General features: G+C 54.4%; 26 protein-coding genes, 3 tRNA genes and 1 pseudogene. 20 read left to right on the top strand and 10 right to left on the bottom strand.

Annotated elements, in window-relative coordinates; all coding sequences use genetic code 11:
* Positions 1–399 precede the first annotated feature (399 nt).
* From drpB to IB144_RS09050, 4 genes are all read left to right on the top strand, one after another.
* A complete protein-coding gene (gene drpB / locus IB144_RS09035; protein WP_004151461.1) occupies positions 400–681 on the top strand; it encodes a cell division protein DrpB in 282 nt (93 codons plus the stop codon).
* Between the two features lie 42 nt (positions 682–723).
* Positions 724–1,431 carry a phosphohydrolase gene (locus tag IB144_RS09040; protein WP_002911594.1) on the top strand — a complete coding sequence of 236 codons (708 nt, stop codon included), beginning with the start codon at positions 724–726 and terminating at the stop codon, positions 1,429–1,431.
* A 76-nt stretch (positions 1,432–1,507) separates the two neighbouring features.
* Entirely contained in the window at positions 1,508–2,908 is a 1,401-nt protein-coding gene (locus IB144_RS09045) for a DNA cytosine methyltransferase (RefSeq protein WP_014343261.1), read from the top strand.
* Positions 2,889–3,383 (top strand): very short patch repair endonuclease, encoded by a 495-nt coding sequence (locus IB144_RS09050; RefSeq protein WP_004200342.1) that lies wholly within the window; start codon positions 2,889–2,891, stop codon positions 3,381–3,383. Before IB144_RS09045 ends, IB144_RS09050 begins: the two co-directional genes overlap by 20 nt.
* Here the strand turns inward: IB144_RS09050 and yedA are convergent.
* Positions 3,358–4,269: a drug/metabolite exporter YedA gene (yedA, locus tag IB144_RS09055; protein WP_016529443.1), complete on the bottom strand. Its 912-nt coding sequence runs from the start codon at positions 4,267–4,269 to the stop codon at positions 3,358–3,360. The two genes, IB144_RS09050 and yedA, sit on opposite strands and share 26 nt — an antisense overlap.
* A gap of 183 nt (positions 4,270–4,452) precedes the next feature.
* Here yedA and IB144_RS09060 point away from each other — a divergent pair, with 183 nt between their 5' ends.
* Together IB144_RS09060 and dgcQ are read left to right on the top strand one after the other, a co-directional pair.
* Positions 4,453–5,364 carry a DUF808 domain-containing protein gene (locus tag IB144_RS09060; protein WP_002911591.1) on the top strand — a complete coding sequence of 304 codons (912 nt, stop codon included), beginning with the start codon at positions 4,453–4,455 and terminating at the stop codon, positions 5,362–5,364.
* 115 nt (positions 5,365–5,479) lie between these two features.
* On the top strand, positions 5,480–7,159 hold the full coding sequence (gene dgcQ / locus IB144_RS09065; RefSeq protein WP_065888621.1) for a cellulose biosynthesis regulator diguanylate cyclase DgcQ: 1,680 nt from the start codon (positions 5,480–5,482) through the stop codon (positions 7,157–7,159).
* A gap of 299 nt (positions 7,160–7,458) precedes the next feature.
* Here the strand turns inward: dgcQ and IB144_RS09070 are convergent, their stop codons facing one another.
* On the bottom strand, positions 7,459–7,680 hold the full coding sequence (locus tag IB144_RS09070; RefSeq protein WP_002911589.1) for a YodD family protein: 222 nt from the start codon (positions 7,678–7,680) through the stop codon (positions 7,459–7,461).
* 133 nt (positions 7,681–7,813) lie between these two features.
* On the opposite strand from IB144_RS09070, the gene dsrB reads away from it, so the two are divergent.
* Positions 7,814–8,005 (top strand): protein DsrB, encoded by a 192-nt coding sequence (gene dsrB, locus IB144_RS09075; protein WP_002911586.1) that lies wholly within the window; start codon positions 7,814–7,816, stop codon positions 8,003–8,005.
* Between the two features lie 32 nt (positions 8,006–8,037).
* Here the strand turns inward: dsrB and rcsA are convergent, their stop codons facing one another.
* On the bottom strand, positions 8,038–8,661 hold the full coding sequence (rcsA, locus tag IB144_RS09080; RefSeq protein ID WP_002911561.1) for a transcriptional regulator RcsA: 624 nt from the start codon (positions 8,659–8,661) through the stop codon (positions 8,038–8,040).
* A 372-nt stretch (positions 8,662–9,033) separates the two neighbouring features.
* Here rcsA and yedD point away from each other — a divergent pair, with 372 nt between their 5' ends.
* The gene (gene yedD / locus IB144_RS09085) at positions 9,034–9,468 is read left to right on the top strand and encodes a lipoprotein YedD (protein ID WP_004189223.1); all 435 of its coding nucleotides are present in this window, start codon (positions 9,034–9,036) and stop codon (positions 9,466–9,468) included.
* Positions 9,469–9,509: 41 nt separating this feature from the next.
* On the opposite strand, the gene amyA is transcribed toward yedD, so the two are convergent.
* Entirely contained in the window at positions 9,510–10,997 is a 1,488-nt protein-coding gene (gene amyA, locus IB144_RS09090; RefSeq protein WP_004189225.1) for an alpha-amylase, read from the bottom strand.
* Between the two features lie 200 nt (positions 10,998–11,197).
* Between amyA and tcyJ the strand changes: the two genes are divergently transcribed.
* The 5 genes from tcyJ to sdiA all read left to right on the top strand — a co-directional run bounded on the left by tcyJ (position 11,198) and on the right by sdiA (position 15,553).
* Complete coding sequence (gene tcyJ / locus IB144_RS09095; protein ID WP_004141135.1) at positions 11,198–11,998, top strand: cystine ABC transporter substrate-binding protein; 801 nt, start codon at positions 11,198–11,200, stop codon at positions 11,996–11,998.
* 95 nt (positions 11,999–12,093) lie between these two features.
* Positions 12,094–13,080 (top strand): D-cysteine desulfhydrase, encoded by a 987-nt coding sequence (gene dcyD, locus IB144_RS09100; protein WP_065888620.1) that lies wholly within the window; start codon positions 12,094–12,096, stop codon positions 13,078–13,080.
* Positions 13,081–13,095: 15 nt separating this feature from the next.
* A complete protein-coding gene (tcyL, locus tag IB144_RS09105; protein ID WP_002911547.1) occupies positions 13,096–13,764 on the top strand; it encodes a cystine ABC transporter permease in 669 nt (222 codons plus the stop codon).
* Complete coding sequence (tcyN, locus tag IB144_RS09110) at positions 13,761–14,513, top strand: L-cystine ABC transporter ATP-binding protein TcyN (protein WP_065888619.1); 753 nt, start codon at positions 13,761–13,763, stop codon at positions 14,511–14,513. Before tcyL ends, tcyN begins: the two co-directional genes overlap by 4 nt.
* Positions 14,514–14,830: 317 nt before the next feature.
* The gene (gene sdiA / locus IB144_RS09115; protein ID WP_002911542.1) at positions 14,831–15,553 is read left to right on the top strand and encodes a transcriptional regulator SdiA; all 723 of its coding nucleotides are present in this window, start codon (positions 14,831–14,833) and stop codon (positions 15,551–15,553) included.
* 67 nt (positions 15,554–15,620) lie between these two features.
* Here sdiA and IB144_RS09120 read toward each other — a convergent pair whose 3' ends face one another.
* On the bottom strand, positions 15,621–15,845 hold the full coding sequence (locus IB144_RS09120; protein ID WP_002911541.1) for a DUF2594 family protein: 225 nt from the start codon (positions 15,843–15,845) through the stop codon (positions 15,621–15,623).
* 461 nt (positions 15,846–16,306) lie between these two features.
* On the opposite strand from IB144_RS09120, the gene uvrY reads away from it, so the two are divergent.
* The 6 genes from uvrY (at position 16,307) to IB144_RS09150 (ending at position 19,838) form a co-directional block, all read left to right on the top strand.
* On the top strand, positions 16,307–16,963 hold the full coding sequence (gene uvrY / locus IB144_RS09125) for a UvrY/SirA/GacA family response regulator transcription factor (RefSeq protein WP_002911539.1): 657 nt from the start codon (positions 16,307–16,309) through the stop codon (positions 16,961–16,963).
* On the top strand, positions 16,960–18,792 hold the full coding sequence (gene uvrC / locus IB144_RS09130) for an excinuclease ABC subunit UvrC (protein WP_002911538.1): 1,833 nt from the start codon (positions 16,960–16,962) through the stop codon (positions 18,790–18,792). Before uvrY ends, uvrC begins: the two co-directional genes overlap by 4 nt.
* Positions 18,793–18,849: 57 nt before the next feature.
* On the top strand, positions 18,850–19,398 hold the full coding sequence (gene pgsA / locus IB144_RS09135; protein ID WP_004141115.1) for a CDP-diacylglycerol--glycerol-3-phosphate 3-phosphatidyltransferase: 549 nt from the start codon (positions 18,850–18,852) through the stop codon (positions 19,396–19,398).
* 150 nt (positions 19,399–19,548) lie between these two features.
* A tRNA-Gly gene (locus tag IB144_RS09140) sits at positions 19,549–19,624 on the top strand.
* Between the two features lie 40 nt (positions 19,625–19,664).
* A tRNA-Cys gene (locus IB144_RS09145) sits at positions 19,665–19,738 on the top strand.
* Positions 19,739–19,751: 13 nt separating this feature from the next.
* Positions 19,752–19,838, top strand: a tRNA-Leu gene (locus tag IB144_RS09150).
* Between the two features lie 93 nt (positions 19,839–19,931).
* Here the strand turns inward: IB144_RS09150 and IB144_RS09155 are convergent.
* The 5 genes and pseudogenes from IB144_RS09155 to IB144_RS09175 form a co-directional block, all read right to left on the bottom strand.
* Positions 19,932–20,966 (bottom strand): tyrosine-type recombinase/integrase, encoded by a 1,035-nt coding sequence (locus IB144_RS09155; RefSeq protein ID WP_031280399.1) that lies wholly within the window; start codon positions 20,964–20,966, stop codon positions 19,932–19,934.
* Positions 20,966–21,196 carry a DUF4224 domain-containing protein gene (locus tag IB144_RS09160; protein WP_071925326.1) on the bottom strand — a complete coding sequence of 77 codons (231 nt, stop codon included), beginning with the start codon at positions 21,194–21,196 and terminating at the stop codon, positions 20,966–20,968. The genes IB144_RS09155 and IB144_RS09160 overlap by 1 nt, the downstream gene beginning before the upstream one ends.
* 65 nt (positions 21,197–21,261) lie before the next feature.
* Positions 21,262–21,460, bottom strand: a pseudogene (locus IB144_RS09165) (hypothetical protein).
* Positions 21,457–22,242, bottom strand: a complete 786-nt coding sequence (locus IB144_RS09170; protein ID WP_017880282.1) for a hypothetical protein — start codon at positions 22,240–22,242, stop codon at positions 21,457–21,459. Before IB144_RS09170 ends, IB144_RS09165 begins: the two are co-directional and overlap by 4 nt.
* Positions 22,242–22,541 carry a hypothetical protein gene (locus IB144_RS09175; protein ID WP_017880281.1) on the bottom strand — a complete coding sequence of 100 codons (300 nt, stop codon included), beginning with the start codon at positions 22,539–22,541 and terminating at the stop codon, positions 22,242–22,244. Before IB144_RS09175 ends, IB144_RS09170 begins: the two co-directional genes overlap by 1 nt.
* A 290-nt stretch (positions 22,542–22,831) precedes the next feature.
* Here IB144_RS09175 and IB144_RS09180 point away from each other — a divergent pair, with 290 nt between their 5' ends.
* Positions 22,832–23,065, top strand: coding sequence for a hypothetical protein (locus IB144_RS09180; protein ID WP_156663904.1), 234 nt, complete (start codon positions 22,832–22,834; stop codon positions 23,063–23,065).
* Positions 23,066–23,129: the final 64 nt, after the last annotated feature.

The following is a 23,129-nucleotide window of genomic DNA, read 5'->3' on the forward strand; positions in this document are numbered from 1 at the left end:
AAGTGGTTCTTTATATTAAATTTGGATGTTTGTGCAAGATTTATTATTTTCTTATATAGCAATGCTTTATTGTATATTTTGTAGGTCGTTGTTAATTTTATGAAATAAATTGCACAAATAATAATCAAGCACATTATTCATTATGGGAATTTATTTTGTGTGAATGTAAATATCCAGGGGATTATCAACCCAGCTTGCGATAATTAAGGAATGAATAGCTTTAAGCGTACGGGAGATAATAAGGACATCTCTTCAGCCTGTGCGCATTGGCAGCATAAGTCGCGAGAAGGCGCAGAAGACGAAGATGAAACTGCTGCCTGTGACGCAGGTTAGCGGTATAATGTGATGCGTGTCACGTTTTGAGTGACAATAGTCTGTTGTGTCACGGAGAGGAATGAGATGGAAGAGCAGGCAAAACGCAGCCCGGGAGGGAAACTTGCGCTCTGGGCGTTGTATGCTTTTTGCGGATATTGTGTCTGGGTCATTGTGCGTTACTGGTGGGTAGTGGGAAAAATTCACAGCGTTCCCGGCGCCAGCGTGGAGGGTGATTTTGGAACAACGGCCGGGAAATGGCTTGGCGCCCTGTTGGGTATGCTGGTCCTCGGCGGCATTGGCTCTATTCTCGGCGCGGTCGTCTGGTATACGCGTCCATCCCGCGGCGAGCAGGATCATCAGCGCTAAAATTGCTATGCTCGAGGCTGACCCTCAGAAAAAGGAAAGCCTATGGACCTGGTTGACTGGCAGCAACGATTTGAGCGCTGGATACTGACGCACCATGCGCAGGATGACGCCGCACACGATCTGTCCCATTTTCGTCGCGTCTGGGCGACCGCCACTCAGCTGGCCGCGGGGGAGGAAGTCGACCGGCTGGTACTCCTCACGGCCTGCTATTTTCATGACATCGTCAGCTTGCCAAAAAATCATCCGGAGCGAAGTCGATCCTCGATGATGGCCGCCGAGAAAACCCTCGCCATTCTGCAGTCGGCCTTTGCTGATTTTCCTGCGGATCGTTACCCGGCGGTCAGCCATGCCATCGAGGCGCACAGCTTCAGCGCGGCGATCCCACCGCGCACGCTGGAGGCGAAAATAGTTCAGGATGCCGATCGACTCGAGTCGCTGGGAGCCATTGGTCTGGCGAGGGTCTTCGCTGTCGCCGGCGCCCTGAATACCATCTTGTTTGATGCCGAAGATCCTTTTGCTGATCGGCGGGCGCTGGATGACCGCAAATATGCCCTCGACCATTTCCAGTGCAAACTTCTGCGCCTGCCGGAAACCATGCAAACTGATAAGGGGAAAGCGATGGCGCAGCATAATGCCCGTTTTCTCGTCGAATTTATGGCTAAGCTCAGCGCGGAGCTGCAGGGGGAGCCGCTGGCGCTGGATGAAGCGGTTTTGCGCCGCTTTGCACCGCAGGCGTCAACCGACCGGTGATTTATGGTACTCTCTGCCAAAATCGTCCGCGTTGGTTGAGGATATGCCGCAAAAGTTAAGCAAGGAACACAGGTCGTTGTCGTTGGCTGAACAGGCCGGGGAAGACGCTGAGGCGCTGCTGCGTCAGCTGATGACGATCTACGATGTAAAAACGCTGGTTGCCGAACTGGTGAGCGTCGGCGAACAGCACTGGAGCGCGGCGATCCTCAAGCGCGTGGCGGCGCTTGGCCGCGCGGCGGAGCGTTTGCGCCCGCAGGAAGTTGCTCATCTGGCGACGCTCCTGCCTTCGCCGCCGGCCCATCATCCGCACTATGGGTTCCGTTTTATCGATCTGTTTGCCGGTATTGGCGGGATCCGCAGTGGTTTTGAAGCCATCGGCGGGCAGTGCGTTTTCACCAGCGAGTGGAACAAGCACGCGGTACGCACCTATAAGGCCAACTGGTACTGTGATCCGCAGCAGCACCGTTTTAATGAAGATATCCGCGATATTACCCTCAGCCAACGCTCTGACGTTAGCGACGAGGAGGCGGCGCGGCATATTCGCGAATCTATCCCTCAGCATGATGTGCTGCTGGCTGGCTTCCCCTGCCAGCCTTTCTCGCTTGCCGGCGTCTCTAAGAAAAATGCGATGGGCCGTGCGCATGGCTTTGCCTGCGAAACCCAGGGAACGCTGTTTTTTGACGTGGTGAGAATTATCGCGGCTCGTCAGCCAGCGATTTTTGTGCTGGAGAATGTCAAAAACCTCAAAAGCCACGATCAGGGGCGCACCTTCCGTATCATCATGCAGACGCTGGATGAGCTGGGATATGAAGTAGCTGACGCGGGGCATACCGGGCCGGATGACCCGAAGGTGATTGACGGGCGCCATTTCTTGCCTCAGCACCGGGAGCGCATCGTGCTGGTGGGTTTCCGTCGCGATCTGCAGCTGCATGCTGGATTTACGCTGCGCGACATCGCGGCGCAGTACCCGGCGGTGCGGCCAACATTTGGCGAGCTACTGGAGCCGACGGTCGATGCGAAATTTATTCTTACGCCGGTGCTGTGGAAATATCTTTATCGTTATGCCCGCAAGCATCAGGCGCGGGGTAATGGCTTTGGTTATGGCCTGGTTGACCCCGCCAATCCCCACAGCGTGGCCCGGACGCTTTCTGCCCGCTACTATAAAGATGGTGCCGAAATTCTCGTCGATCGCGGCTGGGACCGGCCGCTCGGTGAGAAGCATTTTGACGATCCGCTGAATCAACAGCGGCGGCCTCGCCGGTTGACGCCGCGCGAATGCGCCCGGCTGATGGGCTTTGAATCCCCGCAGGGGGCGCGTTTTCGCATCCCGGTATCGGATACGCAGGCCTATCGTCAGTTTGGCAACTCGGTGGTGGTTCCGGTCTTCGCCGCGGTGGCGAAACTCCTGGCGCCGCGCATCGCTCAGGCGGTGGCGCGCCGCGAAGCGGATGATAATGATGGCGGATGTTCACGATAAAGCGACGCGCAGTAAAAATATGCGGGCGATCGCCACGCGCGATACGGCGATTGAAAAGCGGATAGCGGCGCTGCTGACCGGGGCGGGATTCACCTTTGTCGCCCAGGATCGCGCGCTGCCGGGACGTCCCGATTTCACTTTACCCGACTATCGCTGCGTTATCTTTACTCACGGCTGTTTCTGGCATCACCATGACTGCTATCTGTTTAAGGTGCCGGCCACCCGCACGGCATTCTGGCTGGACAAAATCGCCGGTAACGTGGCGCGCGACGCCCGCGACCGGCAAAAGCTGGCCGAAGAGGGCTGGCGGGTATTAATCATCTGGGAATGCGCCCTGCGCGGGCGCCTTAGGCTGAGTGATGCGGCGCTCACCGAGCGTCTGGAAGAGTGGATCTGCGGCGCCGGACACGACGCGCAGATCGATACGCAGGGGATCCGCGAACTGACGACTACTTCGACGCCTTACAAGGAGTAGCCTCGCTGCGGACTGGGAAGAGATATTTCCCCAGCGTCACCAGCACTACGGCGAAAATAATCACCGCCAGCGCCAGCCACTCAATGAGCGACAGGCTCTCGCCGCCGAACCCAGTACCGAGGAGCACCGCGACCACCGGATTAACATAGGCGTAGCTGGTGGCGACCGCCGGGGTGACATTGCGGATTAAAAACATGTAGGCGTTAATGGCAATCAGCGAGCCAAAGATGGCCAGATAGGCCAGGGCGGCGATCCCGGACCAGGAAGGGACGCGGGTTAAGGTTTCACCGCTCAGCCATGAGGCCACCAGCAGGACGATCCCGGCGGCGAGCATCTCGATTGCCCCCGCCATCATGCCGGTCGGCAGTACGATTCGCGAACCGTAAACCGAGCCGAAGGCCCAGCTTAGGGAACCAATCAGGATCAGCAGTGCGCCCCAGGGGTTGCCGTTCAGGTTGCCTCCGCTGTTGAGCATCACGATACCCGCAAGGCCAATGGCAATGCCCAGCCACTCCAGTTTACGGGTGGCGATGCCGAAAAAGCGGCTGAAGCATAAGGTGAACAGCGGTACGGTGGCGACCATCACCGCCGCGATGCCGGAGGGGACGTGCTGATGTTCAGCCAGCGTCACGAAGCCGTTGCCAACCGCAAGCAGCAAGACCCCGATCAGCGCAGCGTTAAGCAGCGGACGACGCGCCGGTAGCTTATGGCCGGTGGCCAGTAGCCACCCCAGCAACAGCACGCCGGCAGCGAGAAAACGAATGCCGGCCATCATTAGCGGCGGCCAGCTGGCGACCCCGACGGCGATAGCGAAATAGGTAGAGCCCCAGATGATATACAGCGCAAACAGCGCCCCGATGAGCGGTAAAAGCTGACGGGTAGACATACTTCCTCACGACGGTGCAGAGATAGAAAGGGGACATATAGTAAACGTGAAAACTATCGTGCTGGCGAGTGGTTAATTTGCGTCAGGTTGTTAAATTTATATTGACTAATTGTACCTTGGGCACCGGCCGTTTTTTAACGCATACTCGAGGGAGACATTGATGAAAAGAGAAGGAAAATCATTTTGGCAGGAAGTAGTCTTTTAACATTACTTGATGATATCGCCACGCTGCTGGACGATATTTCCGTGATGGGCAAGGTAGCGGCGAAAAAAACGGCGGGGGTGCTGGGCGACGATTTGTCTCTCAATGCCCAACAGGTTACCGGCGTGCGGGCGAATCGCGAGTTGCCCGTGGTCTGGGGAGTGGCGAAAGGGTCGTTCGTTAACAAAGTGATCCTCGTGCCACTGGCTTTGTTGATCAGCGCCTTCATCCCCTGGGCGATTACGCCATTGTTGATGCTGGGCGGCGCGTTTCTCTGTTTCGAAGGGGTGGAGAAGGTACTGCACAGTCTGGAAGCGCGGAAACACAAAGAGGATCCTGAACGGCGGCAGCAGCGTCTCGCCGCGCTGGCGGAGCGCGATCCGCTGGCCTTTGAGCGTGACAAAGTAAAAGGCGCGATTCGCACCGATTTTATTTTGTCCGCGGAAATTGTCGCCATTACCCTCGGCATCGTGGCGGAAGCTCCGCTGCTTAACCAGATCCTTATTCTCTCGGGGATTGCGATTCTGGTCACTATCGGGGTGTATGGCCTGGTGGGGGTGATCGTCAAGCTGGACGACATGGGTTACTGGCTGGCGGAAAAACGTAGTGCGCTGGCGCAGTGGCTGGGTAAAGGGCTCCTGGCCGTCGCTCCCCGCCTGATGAAGGTGTTGTCCATCGTCGGGACGCTGGCCATGTTCCTCGTCGGCGGGGGGATAGTCGTTCACGGTATTGCGCCGCTGCATCATGCCATCGAGCACTGGAGCGCGGGGTTGGGTGGGGTGATGGCCTCCACGCTGCCGGTCGTCGCCAACCTGGTGCTGGGTTTTATCATCGGCGCGGTGGTGCTGGCGGGCGTTAAGGCGGTGAGCAGCCTGCGTGGCGCTGGAAAGTAGCATGGCGAAACGCAGCGTAACGGCGCCGCGTGTTCTACCCTGAAAACGCCCCGGGTATCGACAGAGACCGGGGCGCTGACGCCGCGAGGTTTGCGCAACGTATTGCGAGAGAAAGATGGATAAGCCACTGCGGTTGAAGTTAAAAAAGTGCTACCACCTGGCTCGCCCGGCGCATGTGGTTAACGCTTGTTTTATCGCAGTGCTGTTTTTCTCCACGCTGCTGATCTGGCGTGAAATCAATGTCCTGGAAGAGGCCTACGTGGCCAACCAGCGTAACAATCTGGCTAACGTCGCTCATGAAATGGATGGGCTGTTGCAGTTCAACATCGACAGAATGATGTTTTTTCGCCATGGGATGCAGGCGGCGCTCGAACAGCCGCTTGATATCGATGTATTGCGTAAGGCCAGCCAACGCTATCTGAGCCAGCGCCATCAGCAGGCCTGGCGGGTGGCGCTACCGAATCGGCGTACGCTGCCGGTGTTTGGCATCTCAGGCAGCGTCGCTGGTCACAACCCTATCCTGCTGGTGGACGATCCGCTGGCGGCTGATGAACTAATGGCGACGCTCGAGCTGGGCTATCTGCTAAATCTGACGCAGCACGATCGCGATTTCGCCGAGCGGATGCAGTATATCTCTCGTAGCGGCTTTTTTACCTCGACCCTGCCGCTGCGGGATGAGTCGCAGGTGATAACGCACTATTCCCAAGCCCTCAGCGCTCCGTGGTTTACCCGCCAGACCCAGCGAAATAATCCGGGGCGAGGCGTTATCTGGCAAACCTTTCCTGACGATGACCCGCAGCTGGAAGAGCAGGTGGTCACCGCTTCGATACCGTTGGATTTTGCCGGTTACTGGCGTGGCGTGCTGGCGATGGATTTCTCAGTCAGTGAAATCAAAGCGTTTTTGGTTAGCGCCATGCAGGGGGGACAAGAGGGAGAGTACCAACTTTATGATAGCCATTTGAACCTGCTGGCTTCTTCCGCGCCGGGGAATGTCCTGACCCTGCTGTCGCCGCGCGAGCAGGAGCTGCTGAGCCGCGCGTTTGTCCATGATAACCAGGGAGGGCTGCGTCTGCTGACGCGCTATATCAGCTGGGCCAAACTGCGCAATTTTGACGGCGTGCTGCTGCGGATCCACACTCTGCGGGAAGGCGTCCGCGGGAACATTGGCACCATCACCATCGCCCTGACCCTGATGTGGGTCCTCTTCACCTTGATGCTGTTGCTCTCCTGGCTGGTGATCCGCCGCATGGTCCGCAACATGAGCGTTCTGCAAACCTCTCTGGAGTGGCAGGCATGGCACGATGCCTTGACTCGCCTGCTCAATCGCGGGGCGCTGTTTGAACAGGCGATGGCGGTAGCCAGCGACTGCCAGCGCAGCGGACGGCCGCTGGCGGTGATCCAGCTCGATCTGGATCATTTTAAGCACATCAACGATCGCTATGGTCATCAGGCGGGGGACAGGGTGCTGTCGATGGTGGCCAGTACGCTGTCCAGCGCGGTTCGGCAGGGCGATCTGCTGGGCAGAGTGGGCGGAGAAGAGTTTTGTATCGTGATGCCGAATACCACCCTGCAGGAAGCGGCGGCGGTGGCGGAGCGATTGCGCCAGCGTATCCAGGGACGGGAAGTCTTTTTGCATAACAACGTGACGCTGCGGGTTAGCGCCTCGTTAGGGGTGAGCGCCAGCGAAGAGCGGGGGGAGTATCAGTTTGAAGCGCTGCAGTCGGTGGCCGATGGGCGACTCTATCTGGCCAAGCAAAATGGGCGTAACCAGGTCTGTTTTCGCAGCGCAGCGTGAGTAAAACGTTTCGATGTCGATTGGCAAAATGAGAATTATCTTAAAGTGATCGCAGGCGATCGCGCTATCGAATGAAACCGGTTTGCGGCTAAGCCTTCTCACATCAGCCTTGCAGCCCGATAAGTCATCAAGCGCCAACATTCTCAATATTTTGCGTCATGAATATCTCTTGTCATGCAAAATAATTGAGGATAATGTTTCAACGCATCGGATTTCCCGGTGTAACGAATTTTCAAGTGCTTCTTGCATTAGCAAGTTTGATCCCGACTCCTGCGAGTCGGGATTTTTTTCGCCTGCCGCTAACGGTTGGCTTCACTGGCGCTGAAATCGTGAATATCGAGTTCGAATGCCTCCGCCAGCTCACGCCAGGTATGTGACCCGCGGCCATCAATGCTGGCGCGCTGCGGGTCGTCCAGCGTGCGATGGACTTCGCTTTCGCTGATCTCATTAATTGCCGCCAGCAGGGCATCTACGTTGACGTCAAGGTCGTCCCCGGTCTGGCCTGTTAATTGGTGCTTCATCATTACCCCCTCGCTGAGCGTCGCTCAAGCCTCTCTAAGTATAGTCGGTCTAAAAAAGCGCCAGTCACGTGCCGCGACGCTGCGAGTTGCGTGGTTTTGTTCTACACTGGCTGAAAATATAGAGGAGATGATTATGCAGGTGAACGATCGTGTCACGGTGAAGACCGACGGTGGCCCACGTCGCTCGGGGGTAGTGCTGGCGATTGAGTCGTTTAGTGAAGGAACGATGTATCTGGTTTCACTGGAAGACTATCCTCTGGGGATCTGGTTTTTTAATGAAATAGGCCACCCGGATGGGATTTTCGTGGAAAAAGAGGTCTCGTAAAACTGAACTGGCGGGAGCGCCGCCAGTTTGTTTCAGCGCATATTTACCTGAATACCGGAGGTGATGTTTTCGGTCAGCCGAACGATATGATAAATCACCTGCTTATTATGCGTTTGTATTTTCTTTTTAATATTGCCTTTATGCGACGATACCGTCTTCGCTTTGATGTTCATTTGCGTTGAGATTTGCGAAGTACCATGCCCGGCCATCCACATTTGCAGCATATTTGATTCTGTTTTACTCAGTGACAATGTCGGTAAAGTTAACTGCCCTACACTGGTGTTTTTGTATTTAAGATAATTAACCAGAATAACATCAAGGTCTTTTGGGGTTATCGATTTTGAACTGATTAGCAGATTCTTCCGTACCCGCAAATAGCGGTCAAAATGGATGTTCGCCAGCGACATAAAGATAACAAACAGCGTCGCCGGGTTTTGCGTAATGATCTGGCGAATAATGCCATTACTTTCATCATCATGCACGAAACAGTCTTCATTCAGAAACACCACCGCCGGGCAACACGACGTACAGTGTTTCTGCAGATCCGCAGCACTGTTGACCTCAACGATTTCCTGTTTTTTAATTCCCCGACTGGTCAGATATCCCGTCAATCCCAACCGGGTATAGCTGCACAAATCCATAATCATCGTTGACATGACCCATCCTCAATCAACACGTAACGATATACACTTCGCACTGGCTGTGCGAAGCAGTCCTTGCGGGCGATAATAATAGTAGGTTTAGAAAGAACCCATTAGCTCCATTAAACTATTCCGCATCTATGCATATAATTTGCCAGGAAAACTCTTAAAGTAAAGTCAAGAACCGGTAGTGTGACCGAATTAAAAACAAAAAGTGCCCATAGATGCTATGGTTACGCGCCCAGTATTCTTTTACTTTCAGAATTTCCTTACTTCAAACGAAACCCACGTTAGCGGTTGCTGGCTTGCTCGCTTATCCCTTTGCGGTGGGGGTGGAAGGCTTAACGCTTTAATGCCACAATACTTTTTTATCGGCTTGTGGGATGAATGATGAAAAAGTTATTTTTTGCTGGCATGGTGGTGGCGCTGGCCGGTTGCGTACAGGTTGATCGTTATGAGGACGTCGTTAAAGCGCCGGCGCCGGCTGGCCTTGCAGGTTTCTGGCAAACGAAAGGGCCGCAGAGCGCGATGATGAGTCCTGACGCCATTGCCAGCCTGATTGTCACCAAAGAAGGGGACACCTTCGACTGCCGCCAGTGGCAGCGCGTGATTGCGCAGCCGGGGAAACTGATGAATCGTGACAGTGAGATCTACAACGTGACCGCTTCCCTGGACATCTATCCTGTCGAGCGCGAGGGCAACACGATCTCCTACGATCGGATGACGTTGTCCCGTGTTGAACGTCTCACTCCGGAGTGCGAGAAGGCGTGGGCCAAAGCGCGAGCGACGGGGCCCGTCAGCGCGCCGGCCTCCACGCGCTGAGATTTTGGCGGGCCATAGCTGGCCCGCCCGGCGTCAGAGGTCTACAATACCTCCTCTAACACCCACACGCTCACGCTCCCCCCGTTACATGTAAAGGTCGCGCAGCCTTCGCCATCGGTTTCGACAATCTCTTCCCGGTTACCGAGAAAATCCCGCCAGCGTTTGTTGCCATAGTTTTCGCCTAGCGTCAGCGTCTTTTCGCCCTCATCGCCATTGGACATGATCACCACGCAGCCTGGATCGTCGTCAGTACCGCTACGACTAAAGGCGATGCAGTTAGGATGATCGAACCAAAGGGTTTGCACGCCATGGGCAAAACGCTGACGGGCGTCGATCAGCTCGTGGAGTTGTTCGATAACGGGCATCTCAATGGCATAGGTCTCTCCGTCACCGCCGGTATCCTCATAGGAAGCGCCGAAGAGATCGGCATAAAAGACCGAGGGCACGCCATTCTCCCGCAGCAGGATCAGCGCATAGGCGAGGGGCTTGAACCAGGGTTCAACCGGCGCCTCGAGGGCCTGCAGCGGCTGCGTATCATGATTGGTGACCAGAGTGACGGCATGGAAAGGGTCGGCTTCGACCAGCGTCCCGCTGAAAATCTGGCTCATGTCATAATCGCGGCCCTGGCGCGACGCTTCATGAAATTTCATCTGCAGTGGGGCATCAAACAGCATCGTTTTGCCCTCGACCAGGTCGATATACTGCTGGAGCTTCTCCACTTCATGGGACCAGTATTCCGCTACAATAAACAGCGGCTGCGGGGCCACCTCCTGAACATGCTCGATCCACGCTTTATAAAACCAGGCGGGGATATGCTTGACCGCGTCAAGACGAAAACCGTCGCAGCCGGTCTGCTCCATTACCCAGCGCGCCCAGTATTTGATCTCCTCGGTCACTGCATGATTGCGGAAATCGATATTGGCGCCCATCAGATAGTCAAAGTTGCCGAGCTCATCATCGACCTGTTCATTCCAGCCTTCGCCGGTGTAATCGTTGACGATTTTAAACACACCGTCTTCCGTCGGGTTCTCGATGTGGTCAATGCCGCTAAAACATTTGTAGTCCCAGACAAACTGCGAATACTGTCCGGCGCGCACCGGGAAGGTGTAGCGCGTCCATGCCTCGCACTCAATGATCTCCTCGTCAATTTGCGTACGATCCTGCTCATCGACGCGCTGAACGCGCAGAGCCTCTTTTTCATCAGCGCCCATTTTATGGTTGACCACTACATCCAGCAGCACGGCGATATTGTGCTCCTTCAGGGCGTTGATCGCCGCCAGCAACTGCGCTTTGTCGCCATATTTGGTGGCGACAGACCCTTTTTGATCAAACTCGCCGAGGTCAAAGAGATCGTAGGTATCATAGCCGACGGAGTAACCGCCCGAGGCGCCTTTGTAGGCGGGTGGCAACCAGACCATATTGATGCCGATTTCATTCAGGCTGGGCGCCAGCGCTTCGACCTCAGGCCACAGCTCGCCGCCGGTGGGGTAGTACCAGTGAAAACATTGCAATAAGGTGGGGTTTTTCATCTTCCATGCTCCAGACGTCAACAGGCTGACCTTTGCAGTATGGGAGATATCCAGCAAAAAGGGTGAGGAAAGCCCTGATTTTCGCTATACCCTAAAGCGGATCATATATAATAAATTTGCATAAGATGTAGCGTAACGATGTTGGTGTCAGGGCGTTAAGCGCCTTACACTACAGGAAAATCCTAACCTTCGGGGTATCTATGAAATTAGCACTTCTGGGTCGTCAGGCGATGATGGGCGCGATGGCCGTTGTTTTGATGGCTGGCGTCAGCGTGAAAACTTTTGCGGCGGAAAACCTGCTCAATCAGATTAAAGAGCGCGGCACCCTACGCGTGGGCCTCGAAGGCACCTACCCTCCCTTTAGTTTCCAGGGGGATGACGGCAAGCTGACCGGGTTTGAAGTGGAATTCGCTAACGAACTGGCGAAACATCTTGGCGTGAAGGCCGATCTCAAACCGACCAAGTGGGACGGTATGCTGGCCTCGCTGGACTCCAAGCGTATCGACGTGGTGATTAACCAGGTCACTATCTCTGACGAACGTAAGAAGAAATACGATTTCTCCACCCCATATACCGTCTCCGGCGTGCAGGCGCTGGTGAAGAAGGGTAACGAAGGCGTGATTAAAACCGCGGCGGATCTGAAAGGCAAGAAAGTGGGCGTCGGACTGGGCACTAACTATGAAGAGTGGCTGCGTCAGAATGTCCAGGGCGTGGACGTCCGTACCTATGATGACGATCCCACCAAATACCAGGATCTGCGTGTAGGCCGTATTGACGCCATTCTGGTAGACCGTCTGGCGGCGTTGGATCTGGTGAAGAAAACCAACAATACGCTGGCGGTAACCGGCGAAGCCTTCTCTCGTCAGGAAGCTGGCGTTGCGCTGCGTAAAGGCAACGACGACCTGCTGAAAGCGGTAGATGGCGCGATTGCAGACATGCAGAAAGATGGCAGCCTGAAGGCGCTGTCCGAGAAATGGTTTGGCGCTGACGTGACGAAATAACGGACAGCGGTGAAAAAAGGCGCTCCTGGAAGCGCCTTTTTTTATTTAGCGCGTAACTGTGTGCATAATGAAGCATAACTGAGTCAGGAGGGGCCATGTCACTGCAAAACTTAACCCGCTTTCCGCGCCTGGAATTGATCGGCGCGCCGACGCCGCTGGAGTATCTCCCGCGTCTGTCCGATCACCTTGGGCGCGAAATTTTTATTAAACGTGATGATACGACGCCGCTGGCGATGGGGGGCAACAAACTGCGTAAGCTGGAGTTTCTCGCCGCCGATGCGCTGCGCGAGGGCGCGGATACCTTAATCACCGCCGGCGCGATCCAGTCTAACCATGTGCGTCAGACGGCGGCAGTCGCTGCGAAACTGGGACTGCATTGCGTGGCGCTACTGGAAAATCCCATCGGCACCCGGGCGGAGAACTATCTGAGCAATGGCAACCGTCTGCTGCTGGATCTCTTTAACACCCAGGTTGAGATGTGTAATGCCCTGACCGATCCCTCCGCCCAGCTCGATGAGCTGGCGACCCGCATTGAGGCGCAGGGGTATCGTCCGTATGTTATTCCGGTCGGCGGCTCCAATGCCCTCGGCGCGTTAGGCTATGTGGAAAGCGCACTGGAAATCAGCCAGCAGTGCGAAGACGCGGTGGCGATCTCGTCAGTCGTGGTCGCCTCCGGCAGCGCCGGCACCCATGCCGGATTGGCGGTCGGCCTTGAACAGCTGATGCCGCAGGCGGAACTGATTGGGGTGACCGTGTCGCGCTCGGTCGCTGACCAGTTGCCGAAAGTGGAGGCGCTGCAGCAGGCCGTGGCCAACAGTCTCGAGCTACAGGCGAAGGCTGAAATTATACTGTGGGATGACTACTTTGCCCCAGGATACGGTACGCCAAACGAAGATGGGATGGCCGCCGTGAAGCTGCTGGCGCAGCTGGAAGGTATTTTGCTCGACCCGGTCTATACCGGCAAAGCGATGGCCGGGCTTATCGACGGCATCACGCAGAAGCGCTTTAAGGATGAAGGGCCGATACTGTTCGTCCACACCGGCGGAGCGCCGGCGCTGTTTGCCTATCATCCTCACCTCTAATACAGAAACGACAGCATGCAAGAAAGTATCCAACTGGTCATTGATTCCGCCCCTTTTCTGCTGAAAGGGGCCGTCTTTACGCTGCAGCTGAGCATTGGCGGGATGTTTTTCGGCCTGGTGCTGGGCTTTATCCTGGCGCTGATGCGCATGTCGCCAGTCTGGCCGGTAAAATGGCTGGCGCGCATGTATATCTCCATTTTCCGCGGCACGCCGCTTATCGCCCAGCTGTTTATGATCTACTACGGCTTGCCGCAGTTCGGCATTGAGCTTGACCCGATCCCGGCGGCGATGATCGGCCTGTCGTTGAATACTGCGGCCTATGCGGCGGAAACGCTGCGCGCGGCCATCGCCTCGATTGATAAAGGGCAATGGGAAGCGGCGGCCAGTATCGGTATGACGCCCTGGCAGACGATGCGTCGGGCCATTTTACCCCAGGCGGCGCGGGTCGCTTTGCCGCCGCTGTCGAACAGTTTTATCAGCCTGGTAAAAGATACCTCGCTGGCGGCAACGATCCAGGTGCCGGAGCTTTTTCGTCAGGCGCAGCTAATCACCTCGCGAACCCTGGAGGTCTTCACCATGTATCTGGCGGCCTCCCTGATCTACTGGGTAATGGCGACAGTGCTCTCCTCGCTGCAGAATTATTTTGAAAACCAGCTGAACCGCCAGGAGCGTGATCCGAAATGAGTGCGATAGAAGTGAAAAGCCTGGTAAAAAAATTCCATGGCCAGACGGTGCTCCATGGTATCGACCTGGAGGTACAGAAAGGGGAAGTGGTGGCGATCATCGGCCCCAGCGGCTCGGGCAAAACCACCCTGCTGCGTAGCATCAACCTGCTGGAGCAACCGGAGAGCGGCACTATCCGCGTCGGCGATGTGACGATCGACGCCGGTCGCAGCCTCGGGCCGCAGAAAGGGCTCATTCGCCAGCTGCGCCAGCACGTCGGCTTTGTCTTCCAGAACTTTAATCTGTTTCCCCACCGTACGGTGCTGGAGAACATTATTGAAGGGCCGGTCATCGTAAAAGGTGAAGATAAGCAGGAGTCCATGGCGTGGGCGCGCGAACTGCTGGCGAAGGTGGGGCTCAGCGGAAAAGAGAATAGCTATCCGCGCCGTCTCTCCGGCGGGCAGCAGCAGCGAGTGGCTATTGCCCGCGCGCTGGCTATGCGTCCGGACGTGATCCTGTTTGATGAACCCACCTCGGCTCTCGATCCTGAGTTGGTGGGGGAGGTGCTCAACACCATCCGTCAGCTGGCGCAGGAAAAACGCACCATGGTGATCGTGACCCATGAAATGAGTTTCGCCCGCGACGTTGCCGATCGGGCGATATTTATGGATCAGGGACGCATTGTCGAACAAGGCGAGGCAAAAGCGTTGTTCGCTTCGCCCCAGCAGCCGCGTACCCGTCAGTTCCTTGAAAAATTCCTGATGCAGTAAAGCATGGGTTGGCGCGGCGGCTCAGCTTCGCGGGAGCCGCCGCGTTTAGCCCACTCTCGCGGCGGGGTAACGCCCCCGCGACACGTCTTTGCGCTATTGACTCCCACGGCCGTATACACCGCTTCCCATCGCCCTTGGCAGGGTGTAGAACATGATGGGAGAAAAACGCTATGTTTCTGTGCGGCGAGCGGGAAAATGGCAAGCCTTCAGACTAATAAATGCGACAGCTACGATATTTTATACATATAAATAAGATTTATGTGTTAGTTTTCTGTATTTATAATAATGATTATCAATCAGGAGTTATTTGCACAGCTATGAGGGACAATGATTTTTTCAGCTGGCGGCGGGATATGCTGCACCAATTTCAGTCCATGGCCACCGGCGAGGAGGTTTATAATCTCCTGCAACGTGAAACCGAAGCGCTGGAATATGATTACTACACGCTTTGTGTGCGCCACCCGGTGCCTTTCACCCGCCCCCGCGTTACGTTCCAGTCGACTTACCCCCGCGCATGGATGTCGCACTATCAGGCAGAAAATTATTTCGCGATAGATCCTGTGTTACGGCCGGAGAATTTTATGCGTGGCCATCTGCCATGGAACGACAGCCTGTTTCGTGATGCGCCGGCACTGTGGGACGGGGCGCGTGACCATGGTCTGCAAAAGGGCGTGACGCAGTGCCTGACGTTGCCAAACCATGCTCAGGGATTTCTCTCTGTCTCAGCGAACAATCGTCTGCCGGGCGGTTACCCTGAAGATGAGCTTGAGCTGCGTCTGCGAACGCTGACTGAACTAAGCTTGCTGACGCTGCTGCGTCTGGAAGATGAGATGGTGATGCCGCCGGAGATGAAGTTCAGCCGCCGCGAACTGGAAATCCTCAAATGGACGGCGGAAGGAAAGACTTCGGCGGAGGTGGCGATGATTCTCTCGATTTCGGAAAATACGGTGAATTTCCATCAGAAGAATATGCAGCGGAAATTTAATGCGCCGAATAAAACGCAAATTGCCTGCTACGCCGTGGCGACTGGGCTAATCTGAATGCGCCTGCCGTTCTGCGTGTCAGACGTGATACCGGCTGTCAGTGATACTTTCAGCCGGCACAGGATTACTGCCGATAGGCTTGTTTAATCTGCTTAACGGTGCTGGAGAATACGGCGGCCTGAGCCTCATCTTCCATCTGTGAAATCTGCTTTTCCATTTTAATAATCACGCGCCCCGCATCCGCCTGGCCCATCGCCTGCAGCATCAGCGTAATCATCGCTTTCAGGCAGGAGACTTCCTGCGCCAGTTCCTGCTTATTTTCTGCAGTGGAAAAATCTGGTGTGCTCATCGATATCCTCGTTTACTCGCTGCGCTATTGCGCTCTACTCAATGTGAAGGCCGCGCAGTATACCACAAGCGACAGAAAAAAAAGGTGTGCTTAATTTCTGTTCTCTCATCTGAGCTGTGAATGTTTTGATGCTTCGGATAATACGTAATAGCCGTCGGCAAGCCAATAATTTCCCCCATCTATTTAGCTCGTTAATAATTGTTACATATTTTGCTTCGTATTTATGCGCTACGTAATCTGTTGTGTTTTTTGTGCCTTCTGTATGAGTATTGTTAAAAAATAAGAGCCGGGCAACTGACTGTTCTCAATGACTTTCCACTTAGTGTGCACAGACATTGCCATAAATGAGAGCCAAATCGAGGCGAGGGCATTTTTTTGCCTTTTAAAATAGCAATAAAACCCGGTAATATGTGGGAGATAAAGTATCAGTAGCGTTATCCCTCATTCTGGAGATTATTCCTTTGATCAACGTTCTTCTTGTTGATGACCACGAACTGGTGCGCGCAGGGATACGACGCATTCTGGAAGATATAAAAGGGATTAAAGTCGCTGGCGAAGCCTGCTGCGGCGAGGACGCCGTCAAGTGGTGCCGGGCTAATTCCGCAGATGTCGTCCTGATGGACATGAACATGCCTGGGATCGGTGGTCTTGAAGCGACGCGCAAAATCGCGCGCTCCGTGGCGGGCACCAAAGTGATCATGTTGACCGTGCATACCGAGAATCCTTTACCTGCCAAGGTCATGCAGGCGGGCGCGGCAGGCTATCTCAGTAAAGGCGCCGCGCCGCAGGAAGTGGTGAATGCCATCCGCTGCGTCGCGTCCGGGCAGCGCTATATTGCCTCCGATATTGCCCAGCAAATGGCGTTAAGTCAGATTGAACCCGAAAAGACAGAATCGCCGTTTGCCAGTTTGTCTGAACGCGAATTGCAGATTATGCTGATGATCACCAAAGGTCAGAAGGTGAATGAGATCTCAGAGCAGCTAAATCTGAGTCCTAAAACGGTTAACAGCTACCGCTATCGGATGTTCAGTAAATTAAACATTCATGGCGATGTCGAGCTGACCCACCTGGCAATTCGCCATGGCCTGTGTAATGCGGAGTCGTTAGCAAGCCAGTGAGTGATGTTTTTGACGCAAAAGCTTTCCTGAAAACGGTGACCAGCCAGCCCGGTGTGTATCGGATGTATGATGCTGGCGGAACCGTCATCTATGTTGGCAAAGCCAAAGATCTGAAAAAGCGGCTCAGTAGCTACTTCCGCAGCAACCTTGCGTCGCGTAAAACGGAAGCGCTGGTAGCGCTGATCGCGCAAATCGACGTGACCGTCACCCACACCGAGACGGAAGCGCTGCTGCTTGAGCACAACTATATTAAGCTGTACCAGCCACGTTACAACGTGCTGTTACGCGACGATAAATCGTATCCTTTTATTTTTCTCAGCGGCGATACTCATCCGCGTCTGGCGATGCATCGCGGCGCCAAACATGCGAAGGGCGAATATTTTGGTCCTTTTCCCAACGGCTATGCCGTGCGCGAGACCCTGGCGCTGCTGCAGAAAATCTTTCCCATCCGTCAGTGTGAAAACAGCGTCTACCGCAATCGCTCCCGCCCCTGTCTGCAGTATCAGATTGGTCGCTGCCTGGGGCCGTGCGTGGCCGGGCTGGTCAGCGAAGAAGAGTATGCTCAGCAGGTAGAGTATGTGCGGCTGTTTCTCGCCGGCAAGGATGACCAGGTGCTGACCCAGCTCATCGCGCGGATGGAGAAGGCGAGCCAGAACCTGGAGTTCGAAGAGGCCGCGCGCATCCGCGACCAGATTCAGGCCGTCCGCCGCGTGACGGAGAAACAGTTTGTCTCCAACACCGGTGACGACCTCGACGTGATCGGCGTCGCCTTCGATGCCGGCATGGCCTGCGTGCATGTGCTGTTTATCCGTCAGGGCAAAGTGCTGGGCAGCCGAAGCTACTTCCCGAAAGTGCCGGGCGGCACCGAGCTGGGAGAGGTCGTGGAGACCTTTGTCGGCCAGTTCTACCTGCAGGGCAGCCAAATGCGCACGCTGCCGGGGGAGATTTTGCTCGACTTTAACCTTGGGGATAAGACGCTGCTGGCCGACTCGCTGTCGGAGCTGGCGGGTCGTCGAATCAATGTGCAGACTAAGCCGCGCGGCGACAGAGCGCGTTATCTTAAGCTGGCGCGGACCAACGCCGCGACAGCGTTAACGACCAAATTGTCTCAGCAATCGACCATTCATCAGCGTTTGCAGGCGCTGGCCAGCGTACTGGAGCTGCCGGCCGTCAAGCGAATGGAGTGTTTTGACATCAGCCACACCATGGGCGAACAGACCGTAGCATCCTGTGTGGTGTTTGACAGCAATGGCCCACTGCGCGCGGAGTATCGGCGCTACAACATCACCGGCATTACCCCTGGCGATGACTATGCGGCGATGAATCAGGTCCTGCGCCGTCGCTATGGTAAAGCGATTGATGACAACAAGATCCCGGATGTGATCCTGATAGACGGCGGCAAGGGACAGCTGGCCCAGGCGAAAGCCGTGTTTGCTGAACTGGACGTCCCCTGGGATAAACATCATCCGCTGCTGCTGGGCGTGGCGAAAGGTAGCGATCGAAAAGCGGGTCTGGAAACGTTATTCTTTGAGCCGGAAGGGGAAGGGTTTAGCCTGCCGCCGGATTCGCCGGCCCTGCATGTGATCCAGCATATTCGCGATGAATCGCACGATCATGCGATCTCCGGGCATCGCAAAAAACGGGCGAAAGTGAAGAGCACCAGCTCGCTTGAGACTATCGAGGGGGTAGGGCCGAAGCGTCGTCAGATGCTGCTGAAGTATATGGGTGGGCTGCAGGGGCTACAGCAGGCCAGCGTCGAAGAAATTGCTAAAGTACCGGGCATCTCTCACGCTCTGGCAGAAAAGATCTTCTACTCGTTGAAACATTAGGGGCTCTGTAGCAACATAGGGCTAATTTTTACTTACAACAGATAGTTACCCGTCACTATGCAATTTAATATCCCTACGTTGCTTACTCTGTTTCGCGTCATCCTGATCCCGTTTTTTGTGCTGGCGTTTTATCTGCCCTTTAGCTGGGCGCCGTTTGCCTGCGCGCTGATCTTCTTTGTTGCCGCGGTAACCGACTGGTTTGATGGTTTCCTCGCTCGTCGCTGGAATCAGAGCACCCGTTTTGGCGCCTTCCTCGACCCGGTTGCCGATAAAGTCATGGTGGCTATCGCCATGGTGCTGGTTGCCGAACACTATCACACCTGGTGGGTCACGCTACCGGCGGCGACCATGATTGCCCGTGAGATCATTATCTCCGCGCTGCGTGAGTGGATGGCGGAGCTGGGGAAACGCAGCAGCGTGGCGGTCTCATGGATTGGCAAAGTGAAAACGACCGCCCAGATGACCGCCCTGGTATGGATGCTGTGGCGTCCTTATCCGTGGGTGGAGTGGGCCGGGATCGCGCTTTTCCTCGTGGCGGCGGTGCTGACGCTGTGGTCGATGCTGCAGTATTTGAACGCGGCGCGCGGCGATTTGCTTGATCAGTGATCGTTTCGCCGTTATTTTCAGCAAACGATACAAAGTTGCGAAAAATACCGTTGACTCACCGCGAGAGATAAGTAGAATGCAACGCATCGAACGGCGGCACAGTCTTCCAGACGATAACAAAATCAAGTGATTAGCAAATAACTTGATGATGCGGGAATAGCTCAGTTGGTAGAGCACGACCTTGCCAAGGTCGGGGTCGCGAGTTCGAGTCTCGTTTCCCGCTCCAAATTAACAGCATCGGCAGTTGCGGGTGCTTCAGTATTAAAGGCGCGTTAGCAAAGCGGTTATGTAGCGGATTGCAAATCCGTCTAGTCCGGTTCGACTCCGGAACGCGCCTCCACTTTATATCCCGAGCCCGGATGGTGGAATCGGTAGACACAAGGGATTTAAAATCCCTCGGCGTTCGCGCTGTGTGGGTTCAAGTCCCACTCCGGGTACCATTGGGATAAAAGCAGAATAATCAAAGCAATAAGCAGTGTCGTGAAACCACCTACGGGTGGTTTTTTTGTTGCAAAACCACCCATTTCATAATATCACTTCATAATATTTTTCCTTTCCACCTGTCCATCTACAACCGGAACTACCGCGATTTTCCTGTCATACCGGGCAGTTTGCTCAACGTTCTTGTGCCCTGATATTGCCTGTTTCTCGTACAGATTGCCCTTGAGATCGGATATCCCTTTTGCTTTTAGATCGTGGAACGTGAAGTCAAAGGAAAGGTGAGGGTACTGCTCCTGCGCCTCAATTTTTGCCTTTCTCCAGCGACTGTTAAAGCCGTCCCGTGTGTATTTTCCACCTGCTGGTTGATGGATGACATACAGACTGCTCATGCCAGAGTTAAGAGGCAATTTTTTTGCCAACTCAAGTGCAGCGTTCAAGCGAGGGCTCCATGCTTTTATCTGAGCAACAGACGTTTTACTTTGCTTTATCAGGATACCTTCTTCCATAAATTGGCTTTTTTTCATCTCCAGTACATCGTTCTGTCTGGCACAGCAGAGGTAAGCGAGTTCCATGGCGATTTTCACAATGTCTGGAGCTACAGAGTACAGCGCTTGGTATTCCTCATTTGTAATATAGCGATCTCGGCTAACCTCTTTATATTGGCGAACACCCTTTGTTGGGTTCCCTTTAACGAATCCGCGTTCATAAGCCCAGCGATACACGCGTGACATAAAAGCTTTTTCTCTATTAGCTTGTGTCCTGCTTTTTATTCCCCGCTTGTCCATATAACGCCGAATATGTTCAGGTTTGATAGCGTCCGGCGGCATTTTCCCAAATACATCAATAATTTTTTTTGAATACTTTCTATAGTCTTTCTGGGTTTCCAGAGCCAGTTCGAAAAATTCACCAGATTTAAAGAAGCGTTCAATAAGCCCTTCCAGCATGGAGTAGTCCGGGCGATCGTTCATTAGTGCTTCCCATGCACTCCATACCTGAGCCTGTGTACTGGTTTTGTCACAGAGGCGGATATTGCCGCCTCCTTTGGGATGATATTCATATGCTGACCTCCCGAGGTAAACCCTCGGTGGCATCCAGGCATCGTCTTTATTTTTTCTCGGACGTGGCATTAATCAAGCGCTCCAAAATTGGGCTGCAGCAAATTATCGACGTTATTCTGTCGTAATCTCTGAGCTAAAGGATTATTGAAATGCGCCCAGGTTGTACGTGGTCTTCCGTCTCGTCCTTCAACAAAGAAAATCCCGGCATCACGTAAACACTGTGATTGCTTTGAGGGGATCTTGTATCCAGTAATTCGTTCGAGGTCTGCGTTTGAAATGATCTCGTTATCAAGATTCATAGTGTATCTCCACAAGTCCGGCTGCAACCGGCTTAACTTCTACAATTCTTTTCTCCGGCCAGTCGTCACTCGATAGGCTTGATGGTGTCGAGCAGCAGCCGGCAGCCGGCGGCGCGTATTTTCTGCAAAATGACGGCATCCGGTCGCTTTGTGGTAAAACTCGTTTTTGCCAACGACCCACATCCGCTCTGTCTGATGCAGTTTTTTAACCTTCGGACCGTCTTTGGTGATCACGGTACCGGTATGGGTTTTTATGATTGTCATACGGACTCCCCAAGCACCCAACGGAGTGCGCTTGCATACTCACCCTCGGCAGATTCCAGGGCTTTAGTAATTTCTTTGCGGGTTTTCAGACGCGGCTTTTCCTCACCGAGAATTTTACGCTGACGCCGGGCTTTTTCATGGCCGGTTATACCAGCTGTCGCCAGCTCGATTGCTGACACTTTTGCACGCTGCTCTTCAGGTGGGAGCGCAACAAGCTGACGCGCCTGGGTAACGGTGACAGTTCCAGACTCCACTGCATCGCGGACAGCCTGGGTGGCATCCAGCAGCGACAGCGTTGCACGTACTGTCTGAACACTCACGCCAAACATCAGCGATAAATCGTCCTCGTCGTGCCCGCGGTCCAGCGCATCAGCCATTTTCTTTGCTCGGCCCAGCGGCGTATCAGCCTGGCGGATTTCGTTAGCACTTACCATCGCCTGCGCCATGCGAACGGCAGAGCCACGTTTAGCGACTGCCGGAACCAGTAACGGTTCTTTGCCCTCTTTCGACAGACGCTTGTTGGCTTCCAGTGTATGGCGCACACGCTGGCGACCATCAACTACACAAGACAGACCTGTCTCCGGGTCTTTCCAGACGATAATCGGCTCAAGAACGCCCTGGTCCATGATGTTCAGCACCATTGCCTCGCTGATAGGCAGGTGGATACGCTCATCGTAAAGCGGGTGCGTTTTGTCGGTAACTAGGTGCAGGTTTTCAGGTTCGAACGTCAAAACGTTCGTTTTGCCACTGGCGCCGTATACAAGCTTTGAGTCTTTAGCCATCAGAGTGCCTCCACGTTACGAAAGCTGGTGGGGCAAATTGCTTTCAAATCGCGCATTGCTTCGAGGACATGCAGATTTGTGCGCTTCTTGGTATGTCGCTCAGTAATACGATCACACTCCTTCGCCCATGATTTGACTTCGATGAGAAGAGCGTCTCGTTCGATACGAACCTGGCGAAGAGCTACGTTCGAAACATCGAGGATAGCCGCCAGTTCTTTGACAATCGTTCCCTGAGCTGGTGGCATATCTCTGGCAATTTCGTATGCCTCTTTAATTAGTTGATTTGCTGTCTTAGCCATCTCTTGTTCTCCATCTGACGCGCTGCAACGCGTGAATTTAGGATGCAGCAATCCGACCCATGAAAGTGGGTGAATAGCTTGTTAAAATTTCTTGATGATGGGTTAGCCGCCACTGCAATGGCGGCACGTTAGTTCTCCACACAACTGGAAGCGCACTCCTTCAGTTACAAACCGATCCCCACGACCGATGGAAGATGGAATGCGCTTTCATGATGTATGCCTGTCTTTTATCCACATCAGGCTCGGTGGTGGTATATTGGGAGTTCTCACACAACCAATAAGGCAAATCCATGAACAACGAAATTATGGAGTTAAGGATTTCCGCCATTGAGGCTGCAATTAAAACTATTTCAGCAGCCATATGCGCTAATGAAGGCCCGGTCTCCGAAGACTTGCAAAACCAAATAAAAATTCTACGTAATCAACTTGCTAGCCCAGGAAGGACAGTGAATCAGGAGGCAATTACTTATCAGGTTATTAAGCTTCTCGATCCGCTTCATTGCGATCCTTGGGAGCCGTTTTAAAAACCGTCTCATTTAGGCGCGCCATCTTCGATTTTGCGCGCTCCCTACGCTCTGTCTCATGTCG

Source organism: Klebsiella sp. K4, assembly GCF_014596785.2.
Lineage (GTDB): Bacteria > Pseudomonadota > Gammaproteobacteria > Enterobacterales > Enterobacteriaceae > Klebsiella > Klebsiella pneumoniae.